Source organism: Clostridium zeae (genome assembly GCF_017312485.1).
GTDB lineage: Bacteria > Bacillota > Clostridia > Clostridiales > Clostridiaceae > Clostridium_AR > Clostridium_AR zeae.
Map to the genome: position 1 here is coordinate 77,135 of NZ_BMBA01000010.1, position 17,686 is coordinate 94,820.

Annotated in this window: 17 protein-coding genes and 1 tRNA gene; 5 read left to right on the plus strand and 13 right to left on the minus strand. The window is 28.9% G+C overall.

The annotated features are described in order from the left end of the window. Positions 1-363 precede the first annotated feature (363 nt). On the minus strand, positions 364-1,662 hold the full coding sequence (locus J3477_RS23980; RefSeq protein WP_206872764.1) for a hypothetical protein: 1,299 nt from the start codon (positions 1,660-1,662) through the stop codon (positions 364-366). Between the two features lie 144 nt (positions 1,663-1,806). On the opposite strand from J3477_RS23980, the gene J3477_RS23985 reads away from it, so the two are divergent. After that, a complete protein-coding gene (locus J3477_RS23985; protein WP_228731357.1) occupies positions 1,807-2,553 on the plus strand; it encodes a site-specific integrase in 747 nt (248 codons plus the stop codon). A 59-nt stretch (positions 2,554-2,612) separates the two neighbouring features. On the opposite strand, the gene J3477_RS23990 is transcribed toward J3477_RS23985, so the two are convergent. From J3477_RS23990 to J3477_RS24000, 3 genes are all read right to left on the minus strand, one after another. Beyond that, positions 2,613-3,110 (minus strand): GNAT family N-acetyltransferase, encoded by a 498-nt coding sequence (locus J3477_RS23990; protein ID WP_206872765.1) that lies wholly within the window; start codon positions 3,108-3,110, stop codon positions 2,613-2,615. A gap of 94 nt (positions 3,111-3,204) precedes the next feature. Continuing rightward, complete coding sequence (locus J3477_RS23995; RefSeq protein ID WP_206872766.1) at positions 3,205-4,254, minus strand: hypothetical protein; 1,050 nt, start codon at positions 4,252-4,254, stop codon at positions 3,205-3,207. Beyond that, a complete protein-coding gene (locus tag J3477_RS24000) occupies positions 4,229-4,642 on the minus strand; it encodes an ASCH domain-containing protein (RefSeq protein ID WP_206872767.1) in 414 nt (137 codons plus the stop codon). Before J3477_RS24000 ends, J3477_RS23995 begins: the two co-directional genes overlap by 26 nt. Before the next feature lie 105 nt (positions 4,643-4,747). On the opposite strand from J3477_RS24000, the gene J3477_RS24005 reads away from it, so the two are divergent. Then, the gene (locus J3477_RS24005) at positions 4,748-5,284 is read left to right on the plus strand and encodes an ATP-binding protein (protein ID WP_206872768.1); all 537 of its coding nucleotides are present in this window, start codon (positions 4,748-4,750) and stop codon (positions 5,282-5,284) included. Positions 5,285-5,490: 206 nt separating this feature from the next. On the opposite strand, the gene J3477_RS24010 is transcribed toward J3477_RS24005, so the two are convergent. The 3 genes from J3477_RS24010 to J3477_RS24020 all read right to left on the minus strand — a co-directional run bounded on the left by J3477_RS24010 (position 5,491) and on the right by J3477_RS24020 (position 9,786). Next, positions 5,491-5,565 (minus strand) — tRNA-Arg (locus tag J3477_RS24010). 138 nt (positions 5,566-5,703) lie between these two features. Continuing rightward, positions 5,704-8,904 (minus strand): YhgE/Pip domain-containing protein, encoded by a 3,201-nt coding sequence (locus J3477_RS24015; RefSeq protein ID WP_206872769.1) that lies wholly within the window; start codon positions 8,902-8,904, stop codon positions 5,704-5,706. A 306-nt stretch (positions 8,905-9,210) separates the two neighbouring features. Further along, positions 9,211-9,786 carry a TetR/AcrR family transcriptional regulator gene (locus tag J3477_RS24020; RefSeq protein WP_206872770.1) on the minus strand — a complete coding sequence of 192 codons (576 nt, stop codon included), beginning with the start codon at positions 9,784-9,786 and terminating at the stop codon, positions 9,211-9,213. A gap of 247 nt (positions 9,787-10,033) precedes the next feature. On the opposite strand from J3477_RS24020, the gene J3477_RS24025 reads away from it, so the two are divergent. Continuing rightward, positions 10,034-10,921, plus strand: a complete 888-nt coding sequence (locus J3477_RS24025) for a phosphatidylserine decarboxylase (protein ID WP_206872771.1) — start codon at positions 10,034-10,036, stop codon at positions 10,919-10,921. Positions 10,922-11,015: 94 nt separating this feature from the next. Here the strand turns inward: J3477_RS24025 and J3477_RS24030 are convergent, their stop codons facing one another. Both J3477_RS24030 and J3477_RS24035 read right to left on the minus strand, forming a co-directional pair. Next, positions 11,016-12,164 carry a Card1-like endonuclease domain-containing protein gene (locus J3477_RS24030; protein WP_206872772.1) on the minus strand — a complete coding sequence of 383 codons (1,149 nt, stop codon included), beginning with the start codon at positions 12,162-12,164 and terminating at the stop codon, positions 11,016-11,018. A gap of 365 nt (positions 12,165-12,529) precedes the next feature. After that, positions 12,530-12,814 (minus strand): hypothetical protein, encoded by a 285-nt coding sequence (locus tag J3477_RS24035; protein ID WP_200273616.1) that lies wholly within the window; start codon positions 12,812-12,814, stop codon positions 12,530-12,532. 378 nt (positions 12,815-13,192) lie between these two features. On the opposite strand from J3477_RS24035, the gene J3477_RS24040 reads away from it, so the two are divergent. Continuing rightward, positions 13,193-13,426: a DUF1292 domain-containing protein gene (locus tag J3477_RS24040; RefSeq protein ID WP_206872773.1), complete on the plus strand. Its 234-nt coding sequence runs from the start codon at positions 13,193-13,195 to the stop codon at positions 13,424-13,426. Positions 13,427-13,508: 82 nt separating this feature from the next. Here the strand turns inward: J3477_RS24040 and crcB are convergent, their stop codons facing one another. The 3 genes from crcB to J3477_RS24055 form a co-directional block, all read right to left on the minus strand. Further along, entirely contained in the window at positions 13,509-13,883 is a 375-nt protein-coding gene (gene crcB / locus J3477_RS24045; RefSeq protein WP_206872774.1) for a fluoride efflux transporter CrcB, read from the minus strand. A gap of 91 nt (positions 13,884-13,974) precedes the next feature. Then, positions 13,975-14,382: a bacteriohemerythrin gene (locus tag J3477_RS24050; RefSeq protein WP_206872775.1), complete on the minus strand. Its 408-nt coding sequence runs from the start codon at positions 14,380-14,382 to the stop codon at positions 13,975-13,977. A 107-nt stretch (positions 14,383-14,489) separates the two neighbouring features. Beyond that, the gene (locus J3477_RS24055) at positions 14,490-14,858 is read right to left on the minus strand and encodes a VOC family protein (RefSeq protein ID WP_206872776.1); all 369 of its coding nucleotides are present in this window, start codon (positions 14,856-14,858) and stop codon (positions 14,490-14,492) included. A gap of 358 nt (positions 14,859-15,216) precedes the next feature. On the opposite strand from J3477_RS24055, the gene J3477_RS24060 reads away from it, so the two are divergent. Then, entirely contained in the window at positions 15,217-15,951 is a 735-nt protein-coding gene (locus J3477_RS24060; RefSeq protein ID WP_206872777.1) for an MBL fold metallo-hydrolase, read from the plus strand. Between the two features lie 115 nt (positions 15,952-16,066). Here J3477_RS24060 and J3477_RS24065 read toward each other — a convergent pair whose 3' ends face one another. Further along, the gene (locus J3477_RS24065; RefSeq protein ID WP_206872778.1) at positions 16,067-17,632 is read right to left on the minus strand and encodes an FAD-dependent oxidoreductase; all 1,566 of its coding nucleotides are present in this window, start codon (positions 17,630-17,632) and stop codon (positions 16,067-16,069) included. Between the last annotated feature and the right edge of the window lie 54 nt (positions 17,633-17,686).

Genomic DNA, 17,686 nt, shown 5'->3' on the forward strand with positions numbered 1-17,686 from the left:
TTTTATCTATTTCTTGTAGAATAGTACCCTTGTAGTACCCGTGATAGGCTTGTTATTAATATACTTAACTTATTTAATAAATGGCAATCCTAAGAACTCTTTTTTATCACAGTTCTTTCCTACTCCAATCTTAGTTGCCCATCTTCGATTTAAAAAACTTACTAATTTAATTCCCCTTTTTAAAATTTCAAAATCAACAATTACTTTATTCTAGTGAAATAACAAATTTATTAAATATAAATTATACTGTTTTCGATGTATCTCAACCTCATGAAAAACTTTATATCATCATAAAATCAATACAAAACACTTAATTATGCTATTAATTAAGTGTTTTGTATATATTTAAAATATTAAATTAAACTACTCACCTATTCTTTTAAAGCTTATATTTCCTACTTTTTCATAGGAGTCTACATAAAACTTGTCCCCTTGCTTAACTAGTACATATTTATACCATATTGTATTAGAGTTCCATATTTCGCGTGAATATATAGTGTAAGTGTGATGTATCTTATCATATTGAGGCAAACTAACTTCATATCCAATAAGCTTCAATTTTTTTTCTTCATTTTCTTTTATAGAGTTTTTCAATAGATCATTCAAGTATTCGGAAGATATTAAGTTAAATTTTTCTTTGTATAAAGAATCTGATATAATCGAAATTAATTTTTTTGCATCTACAGTCTGAGTGTAATATGAATATTGGTAAATACCATTGACACTCTCAATTGCTTTTATATAATCATTATATAAACTCTCCTCATTTTTTAAATACTTCAATATTTGTTCCTTTTCGTCTTTATTATATTTTATGACCTTTATATTTTTTTTATCTACCCTAAACAATATTTTGTTCTTATCTTCAGTAGGCTTTACAACTACTTTTAAGTCTTCAAGCGATAGCCCAATGAAGTATTTTTCTGATATATCAATTGGGTATACTGTGAAAACTTTTCCGTCATTATCAGATATATCCGCCACCTGAAATGATCCGTCACCATTCGTATATAAAAAATACTTCTCAATTAGTGCATTTGACCCACTAACAAAAATATTTAAAAATATTACTAAAGCTAGTGTTATATATTTTAAAATTTCTGCGTTGCTGACCTCTCTAATCTCATTTTCGGAATTCATATTCTCACTTTTTTCTTTTCGTGCATCTCTAATATCATTAAATACCTCTACATAAGATATTATGGTTAATACTTTAAAAACATAATATATTGACAAAACAATCATATAAAAATATTCGCTTTTAAATTCTAGTAAAATTAAATAAAATAAAAACATAAAGAGAATATTTAGGTATACTACTATCCACCTAGCTTTTTTCCATATAGTAGAAGGTTTCTTTTTATTTTGTTCATTATTTATACTGTTTTTAAAAAACAAATAAATACATATAACAAATGAATACATTCCTATAATAGTTATGCCATGAAATATCATATATTTTGAGCTATATGGCAATATAGGTATATTAAACATATTTATAGTTTCCATTGGTAATAATAGTGTTCCTTGAGAGTATATGAATCCAATAAAATATACAATTAACGGTAATACAATATAATACTCAAATGTCTGCTTGAAAATCCTATATAATTTTTTCATTCTAGTTTTGTTAAAATCTCTATCTACTTTTTTGTTTGCCATCTATTTTCCTCCAATATACTCAAGAATTATTCACAGATAATCTTATCAAATTATACATAATTCTACAAATATTCTAGTATGCTACAATACTAATTATATATACTTAACATTAACCAAAGCAATTTCAGAACACAAGTTCTTATATTGTACTATAATAACTATAAAATTATATACAATATCCCTACCGAAATTGAGAAGATTAAGATTGAAAATCCTATAATTGAAACCTGGAACCTGGATGAATTAAATTATTTTCTAAAAGAAATTGAAGATGAATATTTATATTTACCTGTTTTGCTTGATGCAATTACTGGTCTTAGAGTTGGAGAATTATGTGGCTTAAGGTGGCAAGATATAGACTTAGCTAAAGGATATATAAATATTAATGGTCAAGTTATCTATGATAGAAAAGAAAAAAAGCTTACTTATACGACTGTGCTTAAAACAGATAAAAGCAGTAGAGCTATCTCTATACCTAAATTCTTAATTGATTATTTAATAGATATAAAAGAAAAAACTGCTTGTGCTGATAAAGATTTTGTTATTCAAGAAAGAAAAGGATCTATGTGCCATCCAAGAAACTTATCCATGGATTTTACAAGAAGAATATCTAAATATAAATATTCAATTGATGAAATAAAAAAGCTATATCCAAATAAAGATTTATCAAACTACAAACAGTTAAAACAAATAACCTTTCATGGGTTAAGGCATACTCATGCCACCTTATTAATTCTCAATGGTGAAAATATTAAAGTAGTTTCTTCAAGACTTGGGCATAAAGATATAGCTACTACCTTGCAAACTTATACTCATGTTATAAAAGATATGGAGCAAAATACAGCTGTTCTTCTTCAAAATATGTTTAAAGGAATATCAATAACTCAATAAGCAATAACTCCCTAAATAGAATTGACTTTCTACTTAGGGAGTTACTTTTAATAAATTCATTATGCTATTTTTGAACAACTTGATCTACTTAGATATCCATTAAAAGCATACTCTGAAGAGCCTTGCGAATAATAGTTGTTTAATTGTTCATATTGCTCAAACTCAAACTTATCTAAAAACGGCTTAAAGTTTGATATACTATTTGATGAAACAGTAATCATTGGTTTTTTAGTTTGTAAAACATTCATACTCTTATATAATAAATCTGTTCCTAATCTCATACCTCTATACTCAGGCATAACTACGAAACTACAAATCTTTTTCTCATCTGTTTTTTTCAATATTGAAATAGCAGCAATTTGTCCATCTATTTCCCTAATGATAATCTCTCTCTCACCATTTCTAATGTTACTTACTACTTTCTCATAATACCAAGATTTAAACTCTGGGTAATCTTTCTTTAAAAATAGAAGTTTATTAAACACTTCTCTTATATATTCTGCATAATCTTCTGAAGAGTGTTCTAATATCTCAGAAACATATATATACTTATCCATTTGTCACTCCCCCAATCCCTTTATTATGTGTTTACATTAGATTATATCATACTTTTCATATATCTTTAAATACTTTGAGCATACTTTTAACATTTTATTTACTAAAAGGAGTTAAATCGTATAAGAAATTTGAAAGAACACTAAAGAATATTAAAACTACTATATAAGCTAATAAAGTCATAGCATTAATCTCTCTAATCTCAATTCTAATCAGTGAGTTAAAATTATCAACGTGTTCATGTTTATCACATTTGGAACAATCTTCATGTCCTGCACACTTTTTCTTCCAATGATATCCTACAAATTGAGTATCTTGAATTTCACATCCTATGTATTCATTCCACAAATCAGGCTCTAAAGCTCTTGCAGAATAATCTAGTCCAGTTGCAGCTAATGTATATTTCATATCCATTAGTAATAGAAAATGAATAGCCTTGATATAAAATTCTCTTTTACTTGCTATAAGACTAGTTAATCCATCTGACATAGCTCTTTTTTCATTCAATCTAAAGTCTATTATTTCATTTTTTTCTGAATATGTTTTGAAGATATTATCAGAAAAGTTTTTTTCAATAATAAGCTTTCCTAGCTCTTTGCCATGAATTCTAAATCTTATATAGCTATATACACCTTCATCTACCTCTAGATTTGAGACATCAATCGTAATCACGCCACCATTCTCTATTTGTTCTACAGAAATATTTTTTTGCCATTCAAAATCTAGAGAGAATATTTTTATTTTTTCCGATATATTATTGTTCTTATCCTTTATAATCTCTACTTCTATATTGTTCTCAAATCCTTGATTTATTACTTTAGAGTTTTCATTAAAAATAGCATCAATTACCTTTTTATTCTTAACCATCGTTTCGCCTAAATCAACTATATTATCTTTTGTTATTTTAAATGGCGTATATATATTTATTTTATTTATAGAACTAATATTAGATATTTTCATTCCTATATCTAAATAGTATGTGCAAGATTCAACTTTCTTCATTTTCTTCTTAACAAGAGTATTTTTTCTAATTCTTCTACCTTTAGTTATCCTATAAGCATCATCAAGCTTCCATAAATTAAAATTTATTGTTGCATTAATAGCATCATTTTTTTCAGAATCATACCAAATCGCAAATGAATTCATCTATAATACCTCTCTTAACATATCTATACGATTGAGGAGCTACAAAGTTATCAATAATTTTATATGGATCAATACTTGATTTTAATATATTTAGATTTGTTATTTTAAACGCATATGCACTTGATGAATTGCTATAGTAATTAAGATAATTTTCTTTAGAAATTCCAGAACTAGAACAACATTTTGTCCATACTGAATATTTGTCATCAATAATTACTCCACTATAATTAAAGTAACCAATAATCTTTTTTGTAGGACTAGTCTCATATATATATATTTTGTCTATAGGTCTACCAGGGCAAAATTTTCTAAACTCATATATCTTTCTTCCAGAAATAATTTCTTTAACATATTCAGGTCTAATTGATAAAATCATATCGTATTCCATAATTAATTCACCATCAACTATTCTTATTTATTGTATTATATATAATTATATATTATTGTTTATTATATTAAAAGTAATCATAATACTTATATAAGAGGTGATTTTATGCAAAACAACATAGTTTTTATATCTGGAATTCATGGAGTTGGAAAGACTACTCTATGTAATAATATTTCTAGTGAATTTAATATTCCCTACTACACTGCTAGTAAGCTTATTTCTGATGTAAAGAAGATTCCATTTACTTCATTATTTATTGATGGAATCGATACTAACCAGGATTTATTAGTATCTGCTGCTAATAAATTAATTGATAGAAATAAGACATGCATATTGGACGGACATTTTTGTTTGCTAAATAAAAACGAAGAACCTGAAAAAATTCCTCAAAAAACATTTGAACTGCTTGGTTTAAAAAGTATTATTGTACTTACTGAGGATGTAAATACCATTTGGTATAGGTTAAAAGAAAGAAACAATTGTGAATATGATATTAATCTGTTAAAAGAGCTTCAAGAAATGGAATTAGCTTATTCTCATGAAATATCAGCTTTCTTAAATATTCCATATATTGTATTAGATTTATCAAACTCAGACAATGAATCACTATTATCAAAGATTAATGATCTACTTAGCGTTTAAATCAACACTCTCATTTTAACTACTTATCATTCAATACATATGACAATAAAACTTTGATTCTATATATTCCTAATATATTTAAGACTAATTTTTAGTATTCAATATTCACTCAAAACTCGCAAAAGAATTTTAGTACCCATTTAGTAACCTTTTATAAAAACAAAAACGGCTTAACCTTCACGGTTAAGCCATTCTTTTACCATACGTGGTATCCCCAGTAGGAATCGAACCTACATCTGTCCCTTAGGAGGGGACTGTTCTATCCATTTAACTATGAGGACATATTTAATTGTATGAAAAATACATTCCTATTTTAAACCTTTATAAACTTAAAGTCAAGATATGAAATTTTTGTAAGAAAAACTGTTGATGGAAGGTGTCCATCAACAGTTTAATATTATTTTATAATGTGCTAAAAACTATGCTGCTAATTCTTCTTTCTTACCTTCTATAAGTCTTACAAACTTTTCTCCTCTATCTATAAATGCAACAGCTATTATTATAAATACTACTAGATATGCTAATAGGAATAAGGAACTACTAGCTATAACTGAGAAATCTGAACCTGCTATAGATTCTCTTAATCCTGCTATTGCATAAGTAAATGGAAGATATGGATTTAACACTGTGAAGAATTTAGGTACTAATTCTAATGGGAAGGTACCTGCACAAGTTGTTAAGTTAAATATAAGCAATACTATTGCAAGAAGTCTTCCAGCATCTCCAAGTAAGGATATCAGTGCTTGTATTATCGCTATGAAAGTAAAGGATAATAATATATTAAATCCAAAGTATGCTATTAAATTGTTTGGTTTTAATCCTAAGAATAAAACTACTATACTTACTAATACAGCTTGTAGTAATCCTATAAAAGTATATGAGAAGTATTTACCCAAAACTCTTGAAGCAGAGCCTGCATTCATTCCATCGGCAACCTTTGGTGATATTACGAAGAACATCATGATTGCACCAACCCATAATGATAATGGGATAAAGTATGGGGTAAATCCAGTACCATAATCTTTAACTGTATTTACAGCTTCTGTAGTAACTTTAACTGGTTCTGATATGAAGGTTCCCATATCATCACTTGAATTCTTTAAGTTGGTATTTAGTTTGTTTGAACCATCAGCTAATTTATCTGATAATTCTTTTGAGCCATCTGTAAGTTTTACAACACCATCTTTAAGTTCAGGCATCTTTCCGTTTAGTTCTCCAAGTCCGTTACTTAACTTGCCTGCTCCATCATTTAATTGATTTACTCCACTTATTAATGAAGGCACTGATCCATTTAGTTGTCCTAATCCTCCAGCAACTTGAGTTGAACCACCATATAACTGATTTACCGCTCCATTTACTGTATTAAGTCCTCCAGTAACCTGAGTAGATCCATCATATAATTTTTGAACTCCGTTTGTTAGCTCTGGAATAGATGCTAATAAGTTTTGAGCAGTTTCAAGATTTCCTTGTGTTAAGGTTCTATCTGCTATTTCTAAAATATCCGCATTATTTTTTATATCTTGTTGAAGCCCCTTAACTTGAGTCGCTAACTCTGGTGCTTTTTCAAGCATTGCCAAAGTTTCAGGAGTATTTAGTTTATCTATAAGTGGTTTAGCAGAATCAATATCACTCTTAATTTTTGCAACCTTAGGAAGTAATGCTTGAACCTTAGGATCTTGAGTGCTTGTTATTAAGTCATTTATTAAAGCTAAGTTATCTTGATTCTTTGCTAAATCTGTTTGTATGCTATTTATACCACTAATTAAAGTAGACAATGCAGAAACATTATCAGGCTTCTGTAATGCTGCACCAACTGCATTTAATAGAGGTAATTTAGAGTTCACTAAGCCCATTGTTGCATCATAGTTTGTAAGTAAGCTATTTAGAGCATTCGCTGATTGAGGGTTAGCTTGAACAACTGCCATCTTATCTTTAGCCATTTGCTCATAAGTGTTTAGTTGTGTCATCATCCCATCTAGCTCTGGCTTGTACTGTGCAAATCCATTAGTCAAATTACTTACTGCACTCATGTACTGAAGCATAGCATCTCTTTCTGCTGCAGATAATTGAACATTTTGTTCTCCTTGAGCTTTTGAAGTTCCAAGCTTCACTGCTATGGTTTTTAGTTCATTATTTAGAGCATCATTACTTTGCATAGTAGCTATTTGATTCATTAAACCATTTAAATCACTCTTTGTTTTATCCATTGCAGCTAATTGATTACTCAATTGTGTAGGATTATTTAGAATCCCTTGTACAAGTGCAACATCACTCTTTGTAATCAATTTGCTTGCAGAACTTAGATTATTTAACGAACTTATTATTACAGGCATTGTTTTTAGTTCATTATTTATATCCATGCTTTGCAACTGACTAAACAATTGTGGTTCATTATTTTTTAATTTTAATAAAGCTGCTTGTATTGAGTTAGCATCGCTAACAAGTTTGTCTGCATTTTGTACTCTTGTTGCTAAGGCCTGTTGGTTTTCAGGCTTTGAGAAATCCATCTGTGATAAAACAAGTTGTATTGATGGTTTACTCATTAATACTTTTATTCCTTCATCACTAGTTAACTGCTTTATGTCACTCATTGTACTTTCTACTAGTTTAACATTAGAAGTATTTAGAGAATTAAGTACAGAAAGATCTTCATTAGATAGCTTTTTTCCTGCAGCTATTACTGATTTGATCTTTTGAAGATTTTCTACATTCAAAACCTTACTTGGATCAAGTTTATTAAGTCCTAAGCTTACAACTGTTTCTTGTCCTTGTTTGATTTTATCATTAAGCATTCCTAAACCATTAGTTATTTGATTGGATCCATCAATTAATGCTGGGATACCTGTTGACGCCTTTAACTGGCCTAAGCCCCCTGTTATTTGATTTGATCCATTATAAAGCTGCGAAACTCCACTTGGCATTGCTGATGTCTTATCTTTTAATTGATTTAACCCATCACTTAACTTATTGGACCCATCCTTAAGTTGTGAGACCCCATCTGCCATAGTTGGTACATTACTACCTAATGTATCTATACCATCATAAAGTTTCTTACTTCCATCTGCTGCTTGTTGCATTCCATCTTTTAGTTCGTACATATTATCAAAAGTAACTTTCGTAAATTCCTTTGATATATTTGATGTGATTTTTTGCTGAATAGCTAGTTCAACTTTTCCTCCTATTTGTGAAGCAAGAAAATTCTTTTTGTCGTTAGGCACAAACTTAATCTCTGGTGATTCAGGCTTGTGATCCTTTGAATTGATTATCTTACCAGAAAAATCTTCAGGAATTACAAACATTGAATAATATTTGCTTCCTTCTAGTCCATCCTTAGCTTCTTGTAAAGTGGTAAATTGCCACCCCACTTCTCTATTCTCCTTAAGTTCCTTTACAATATCATCGCCATAATTTACAGCCTTCCCATCATTCTCAGAACCTTTATCTAGATTTACTACTGCTACTGGAAGCTTATCCAATCTTGAATAAGGATCCCAAAATGCAGCTAGATAAAGCAAGCTGTATAACAAAGGCACTATGATAATTGCTATTACAGAAACTCTTATCAATCTGTTTCTAAATATGCTAGAAATATCTTTCCAAGCAATTTTAGCAAATTTCATACTTCCACCCCACTTTTCATAAGTTTTTGTACTGACTGGTCAGTTCTATTTATACTATTTTTTCGTATCTTTTGCAAAAGCCTTTTATGGCATTTTATGTAATAAAATCAGCTAATTATGGAAATTATGCTTGATTATCTCTATTATCCTTACTTTTGTTTCCCTTTTTACATACTTATATTTATTAACGCTCTTTCCTACTATAGGTTAAGTAATTAAAAAATAGTTTTTAAGCGCAAAAAAATAGAGAGTAAAGAATTTCTTACTCCCTATTTTTAAATCAATATCAAATTTTAAAAACTAATTTTACAGTTTACTTGTTTGTAACCCTCTAAAATTATAATCTATTAAATTATCAATAATATTTTCTAAATTTATCTTATCTATATTTATTATTTCATAAACAGCTGCAGATATTAAGCTTCCAAAAAACGCATAAGCCATAAAGGAAACATCACCTTTTCTTATTAGACCAGTATCTGCTGCCTCTTTTATATATATTTCTATACCATATATATAGCGTTGAATCTGATTTCTAAGCTCTAGTTGTCTAAGCTCTTGTCCCCACAATTGACTCATTATAACCTTAAAAAACTCTTTATTTCTATACAGAAATGAAAGCTGTATTTTGCAAACTTCTTTCAGTTTAACTAATGCATCACCATCCATACCGTTGACTTGATTTATTTCATCATGCATTAGATTGATGCCTTCTGTAATTATGAAGTTAAATATCTCTTCTTTACTTTTAAAATGATAATACAAAGTTCCTTTAGCTACTCCTGCTTCTAATGCTATTTCATCCATTGTAGCTCCATTATAACCAGCCTTTGAAAAGATACTTATTGCAGCTTCAAAGATTGCTTTTTTGGTTTTATTCATCTTAAATCACTCCGTAATTTTTATTGACCAGCCAATAAAAATATATAAATTAGGTAAACTAATAATATTTGAATATTGATTCAAAATATACTAAGTTTATTTAAGTTAAATATACAATACTTAGCTATGATTAACAATATTTATTTCAAATATTATACTTCAAATTGTTGACCGAAAAGTTAGATGTGATACAATTAGATGAAAATAAAGCTAACTTTATTATATATTTAAAAAGGTGAGGTACTCAATGATTAAGATATACAATAGGAAAACAAAAACCTATGAAGAAGAGCAAGTTGCTGGATTAAACTATTTAAAATGGTGTTATGAATCACCTATTGGAAAGAGCTTAACAGAGCTATTTATTAAAAGAAAGCTTTTTTCAAAGGTATATGGTTACTATTGCGATTCACCACTAAGTAAAGGTAAAGTAAATGAATTTATAGAAGAATTTAATATCGATACTAACTTATCAATAAAAAAACAATCCGAATTTACAAGCTTCAATGACTTTTTCTATAGAAAGTTAACAGAAGAAGCTCGTCCTATAGACATGAATAAAGACGCTTTAGTCTCCCCTGGAGATGGAAGGCTTTCTGTGTTTGAAAACATAGATTTAAATAATATAGTTCAAGTTAAAGGGCTTACTTATTCATTAAAAGAATTGATAAGTGATGATACCGTAGCCAATGAATATGAAGGTGGAACTTGCATACTACTTCGTTTATGTCCTACAGATTATCATAGATTCCATTTTATTGATTACGGAACATGCGGCGACACTAAAAAGATAGACGGACAGTACTATTCAGTAAATCCAATAGCTTTAGAGAAGGTTCCAAAGCTTTTCTGTCAAAACAAGAGAGAATGGTCATTATTTAAATCTGAGAACTTTGGTGACATACTTCACATTGAAGTTGGTGCTACTTGTGTTGGAACTATAATTCAAAGCTATACACCTAATAAAAAAGTTGAAAAAGGCGCCGAAAAAGGTTATTTTAAGTTTGGCGGATCTACAACCATATTATTTTTGAAAAAAGGTGTTGCTAAAGTGCATCAGGATATAATACATCAGACTTCTCTTGGGTACGAAACAAAAGTAACAATGGGAGAAACTATCGGAGCAAAACTTTAGATAATATATTATTAATAAAGTAGTATATTTTAGCTCAATATAGTACTAAAAGCCTTTTCTTAATTATCAGAAGAGGCTTTTAGCATATAAATAGCTATTTTAGTATTATCTTTCTTAACTTTTCTTCAAAACCTTTCTTATTTCCATCATATATAACTAACTCAATATTCATTTCTTTAGCTCTTTCTTCTACAGAATGTTTTAATGGAACTTTTGTTGCTACTAAAATCTTTACTACATTCTCTCCACCTAATTGCTCCGCATATACATTAAGTTCATTAAGTGCAATCTCATCATACTTTGCTGTATCTTTGCAGGATATACAGATGAGAGTTGAGTCTTTAATCGCAACTACATCTAACTCATTTTTCACTCTGTTCCTTTCACTATCCCACAAAAATAGTAATCCACTCTTAACATCATCTACCTGTCGTATATTATCTACTACTCGCTTTGTATATGCTTCTAACCAAGAACCGCTTTTGAATATAAAGCTTTTTATGTGGTTGTTTAGAAATTTTATTGTGATATAATTGTGTTTCCCTGAGGTATACTGTATTTGATTATTTTTTTTCAATAAATCAAGCATAGAATTATATATATCCATTTCTTCTTTAGTAAGATACTTCATATCAAGTTTTATTGTCATAGGCTCCAATTGATTATGGATAAACACCTTAGAATCATACAACCTATATTTTAAACGCTCCCATATATCTAAATTATTTGATATCAAATCTGTTATTTGATCAATTATTGCTTTGCTGTTACTTTCAGTAGAATCTACTATTATAGACCCTCCTGAGCTTTCAATAATTTCTTGTATATTTAGATCGTAAAAATCTTCATCAGTTATATCGATATTGTCATCATTAAAACTTATGAGCTTTTTATTTTCAATATCTAAGTAAATACACTTTATATTGTACTTTTTTGCAAGATAGAGTAAGGTTAGCGAGTAGATTCTTTGCCCTCTTGTTACGTTTATTAATAAACCCTTATCTTTATATTTATCAAATACTGCTTTAATGCTTTCAACATCAAATTTTTCTATAGGTTCACTAATAAATGCAACATTAGAAAACTTACTATTATAATATTTCTTTAAATTATCTAATTGAAGCTGTTGCTCTTTAACTTGCTTATATATATATATAACTTCTTTAGGTTTAAATCTCTCAGTAGCTATTATATTAGCTTCATTATGGGTGTCTAATAAGTTTACTAAAGTATTATATTCCACTTAATCACCTCAAAATTATCTTTTTATTATATATCTTGTGAATACAAGCATGCTTATATACACATATAAAAATTAGCTGTTCTAACTATAAATTTTATTACGAAGTGATACATCCATATATTATCTTACTTATTCAATAGTCATTGCTTCTTGCTATATAGCATGTACAACTTATCAATTGAAGTTAAAATTCACATTTATAGATGATTCACTTCATATTTATAAAACTTCTGTATAATTAAGATAAAATTTATAGGGTTCATCACTAATTGTAGTTACAAGACTAAGCATTATAAAAATTATTAGTCTATATAAAATACTATTATAGTGAAGAAACCCTATAGCAGTTTATTTCTGATTATTTATTAAAACATGCTAAATTTTTTTCCATGAGGCCTTGTTAGTACATAAGCTAATGAAGCAACTGAAACTACCAATCCAACACTAGCATATATACATTCCTTCATTCCCCAATCTTCAAACATTTCATGTTGTTTATCATTATTATGGTGATGATCATATTCTTTTTGTTCGCAATGATCATATTCCATATAAGCGGATTCTAAATCTTCCTTTGGAAAAGGTGATCTTTTATACTTCATAAGATGTCTAAATTCTTTATTAAGGTTTACTCCTACACTCCTATTCATATATACCGTTATGTAAACAAAAAAACTCTATAAAAACTATAGAAATTTATGTTTACTTCCTACTTCACCGTGCACGACTTATATATCAATAAAATATATATTTTCGCCTGGTCTAACACTCCATAGGCTTAATTTCGGATGTATCCACCCTACATGAGACATAATTTTATACAAAATTAGTCTAAACAAACGGTCTTTCAACTCCTTTCAAATTTATTGACCAATTTATTAAAAGTATCAATATAAGGATTCCCTAAATATTAAAATTTAAGTCATAAAAATCATTTATAACTATCTTATTTTATTATTTACCTCTCATATAATTTATATTTATGTAAATAATAAAAACGTAACTCAAATGGAAAGGAGAAAATTATTATGGCTCAACACAAAATCATGAGTTTTAGAGATGAAAACGGAAATAAAATCGAATATAAGATTTTAGATCAGGTCTTAGTTAATTCAGCTGAATATGTTCTTATGTGTCCTGTTAATGATGAAAGTAGTGTGGAAATATATAAGATAAAGTTTGATAAACATTGGAATGAATCACTAGAAGAAGTAGAAAGCCAAGATATAATTAATCAAGTAAAACAAACTGCTCACCTATAATAGTTTATTAGCCCAGATTAATGATAATCTGGGCTAATAAATTAAGGTGCTTATAAAACACCTATCTGTGATATAAAAATTTTTATATATTTTGCGCTATTCCTTTTCCCAGTACTACTCCAATAAGACTTAAGAAAAGATTTAAACATATATTAACCATCGCTAATATATATGAACCTTCGGAAAACAAACTAATTGTTTCATTGCTAAAGGTAGAGAATGTTGTTAAACCTCCCATTATTCCAGTGGTTAAAAATAATTTTAGATTTGGAGAAATCATTTGTGTGCTAATACTTAGTTGTGTTATAAAACCTATAAGTATTCCTCCCACCACATTTACAATAAGTGTGCCATAAGGTAAAGTCGTGCCAAATAACTTTGGAGAATGGATTGATATAATATATCTTAAGGCAGATCCTATAAATCCACCTATTCCTACATATAATATTTTTTGCATAGTCTTACCACCTTAAAATATAATTTATTTAATAAAACAAAAGAGGACAAGTCATGATCACAGCTATCCTTTTTCTCATTAAAATTACTCTTTACAGATTTTGTTCTACATCATGTACATATTGAGAATCTTTACTAAGTATATGTTGTCTTATCCATGCAACTATAAATGTTAATATATCAATTATATACTGATCTTGATTAGATTCTATATCATCAATATCTATCTCATCAATCTTTTCAATAAAATAATCATGTTGTAGTTTATGTGTAAAGATTTGCTTATGATTTACACTCTCCATTAGCTTTTCTTCCTCGCTAAAATGAAACTTAGCATAATCTTTTAATTCACTTATAACCTTATTCACCTTTTCATACTTGTTGCTACAGGAATCATCTTTAAGAAGATTATAACACTGATCAGCAAGTTCAAATAATCTTCTATGCTCTTTATCTATCTTATCTATTCCGGTTTCATAATCTTTCGTAAGCTCAAACATTAATTTTCTCCCTTTTAAGTTTTATCTAAATTCACATTATAATAGTAAGTATTCCCCGTAATATAATAAAACTTCAGGTTTACTGAAATAAGCCTGAAGTTTTATTACTATCTTGTGGGAATTATCTCAATCCAATATTCATCCGGGTCATTAATAAAATATATTCCCATTGATTTATTTTCAAAACAAATACATCCCATCTCCTCATGAAGAGCATGAGCTGCATCAAAATCATCAACTTTTAGTGCAAGATGGAACTCGTTGTCTCCTAGGTTATATGGTTCTTTCCAATCTCTAAGCCAAGTAAGCTCTAAAGTATGTGTTGATACACCGTCACCTAAATAAACTAGTATAAAACTTCCATCTCCAGCAACTTTTCTTCTAACTTCCTTTAACCCCAAAGCTTTTTCATAAAAAGCCAAGCTCTTTTCAAGATCTAAAACATTTATGTTGTTATGGTCAAATCTAAAATTCATATTCAAACCTCCTCAAAAATAAAGTATTATAAAATAATATTTTATTAATTAATTATTATTTTTCATAATGTAAATAGTCATCATTTTATAATACAAGTTATAGCTCTCATCCGTAAAATTATTTTTCTTGATTATAATTATATTATAAAATTTATATTTAATGAACATCATAATACAAAAAAATGTTTATATGTTCCAATATTTTCACTCATTGTATGAAATTTTATTTCTATTTATCATATATTCTTAGCTAAAGTATAATAATATTTTTATGATTATTGAAGTATTTTATAATAAGGTCTATAATTTGTAATAATTGTAAGTTAACTTTTGACAAATCATGAAACGAGGGATATAAATGAATAAATTTAATGTAAAAATAAACTATCTTTACAATAGCGGATTTTCAGTAGAAACTGAAAACTATTTTCTAATCTTCGATTACTTTAAGGACACTGTTGATAGTGCTATAAAAAATAGAACAACTGGTGCTATAAGCGAAGAAGACTTGAATATACCTAAAAAACTAATAGTATTCTCCTCCCACAGCCACGCAGATCATTTTAATCCAGTTATTCTTGAATGGGAAGGCGTAAGATCAGACATTAGTTATGTGTTAAGCAGTGATATACAGCCTAATAGCAATAGTAAAAACATTAACATAATATCAGCTTATGAAACATTAAATATACAAGATGTAGAGATCAAAGCTTTTGGTTCAACAGATCTAGGAATATCTTTTTTAGTTAAGGTTGATGGCACCAACATATTTCACTCAGGAGATTTAAATTGGTGGTATTGGTGGGATGATGAAGCTGCTGATATTAAAGAAGCTGAGCGGATGTTCAAAGCTGAAATATCAAAGATAAAAGGAAATGAAATAGATATAGCATTATTTCCTGTAGATCCAAGACTCGAACACAATTATTGTGTTGGCGGAGAATACTTCATAAAAGAACTCTATCCAAAAGCATTTATACCAATGCATTTTGGTGAAGATTATACAACTACAACAAAGTTCAAAGAAAAGGTTGCATCGCTACCTGTAGATGTTAAAGAAATAAAACATAGAGGCCAAGAATTACAACTATAACTCTATACAGATATACCACTTCATACTTAAACTTATGTTTTAAAATTCTCCTCTCAGAACCAAGCAGAATTTTAAAAATAGTTTTCAACTTGAAGTGGTACATCTTTAAAGCTAGTTAAAATATATTTGGATCTGGTTTGTTAGGTCCATAACCTTGGTAATTCAATCTTTTAAACGCAGGTCCTTCAACATTTCCACCATCGTAATTAAATCTTGAACCGTGACATGGGCAATCCCAAGTCTTCTCAGCTTCATTCCATTGAAGTTCACAACCTATATGTGTACATGTTGTATCAACTACATGAAGTACTCCATTTTCGTCTCTATATGCTCCCATCTTTTGACCATCTATTTCTATAACTTCTGCTTCACCATTCTTAATATCTATATCATGTGGAACTGGTGAAAGTTTACCTTTTATAAGATTTTTAGCTACATCTAAGTTGTCTGAAACCAGATTAGGAACGGAACTTATATCAAACCTTGATGGATTATACACTGAAGCCCATTGATTTTCACCTTTTGTAATTAAGTCTGCCAAAATCATAGCTGAAACAGTACCGTTAGTCATGCCCCATTTACCAAAACCAGTAGCTACCATAACATTTGAAGTATTTGAATTTATATATCCGACATATGGAACACTATCTATGGTTACGCAGTCTTGTGTTGACCATCTATATAAAATACTTTCCAAATTAAAGTTTTCTTTTGCAAACTTTCCTAAGTTCTCATAATGAATATTGGTTTTTGTCTCACTTCCAGTTTTATGATGCTCTCCACCTATTAATATGAGCTCACCATCTTCAAACTTTTGGGAGCGAAGAGATCTTGCTGGATTTTCTGCATTTATAAACATACCATCTGGGAATGGATCTCTAGCTTTAACCCCTATTATATATGATTTTTCCGCGTGCATCCTTGCAAAATATAACCCTAATCCATCATAACAAGGAAAATGTGAGGCTACTATAACCTTCCATGCAGTAATCTTTTTGCCTTCCTCTGTTTTTACTACACATTTTTCATTATCATCAATATCAACTACCTTTGTATTCTCAAATATATTGCTTCCGTCTCCAGGTATATCACCAGCTAATGCAAGAAGGTATTTTAATGGGTGGAATTGTGCTTGATCATCAAATCTTATTGCAGCCTTTATACTAAAAGGCAAAGGCGCTGAGTCAAGATATGTTGCTTTTATTCCTAGCTTAGAAGCCACTCTTACTTCATTTTGAATTTTTTCTATATACTCATCTGATTGAGTGTATATGTAAGCAGGCTTCCACTGAAAATCACAATCAATATTTTTCTCTTTGGTTAAATTATAGATAAATTGAATTGCTGATTCATTGGCTTCTGCGTACTTTCTTGCTTTTTCTTCTCCAAAATTATTAGTAAGCTTATTATAAATCAAATCGTGCTGAGAAGTTATCTTTGCAGTTGTATGTCCCGTAGTGCCATGTGCAATGCTATTAGCTTCTAATACAGCAACTTTAAATCCTTGTTTTTTTAAAAGAAATGCTGAGGTTATTCCAACAATACCTCCTCCTATTATTGCTACATCTACGGTTATATCATCTTCTAATTTAGGATAATTAGTTTTATTTGTTGACGCAATCCAATATGGTTCATGATTACTTGAAAATACATCAAATCCGTTTCCATTTATATTCTCCATTTACGGCCTCCTGAAAATATCTTTTCTAAGGTATATTGTTTTAATTAACAATTA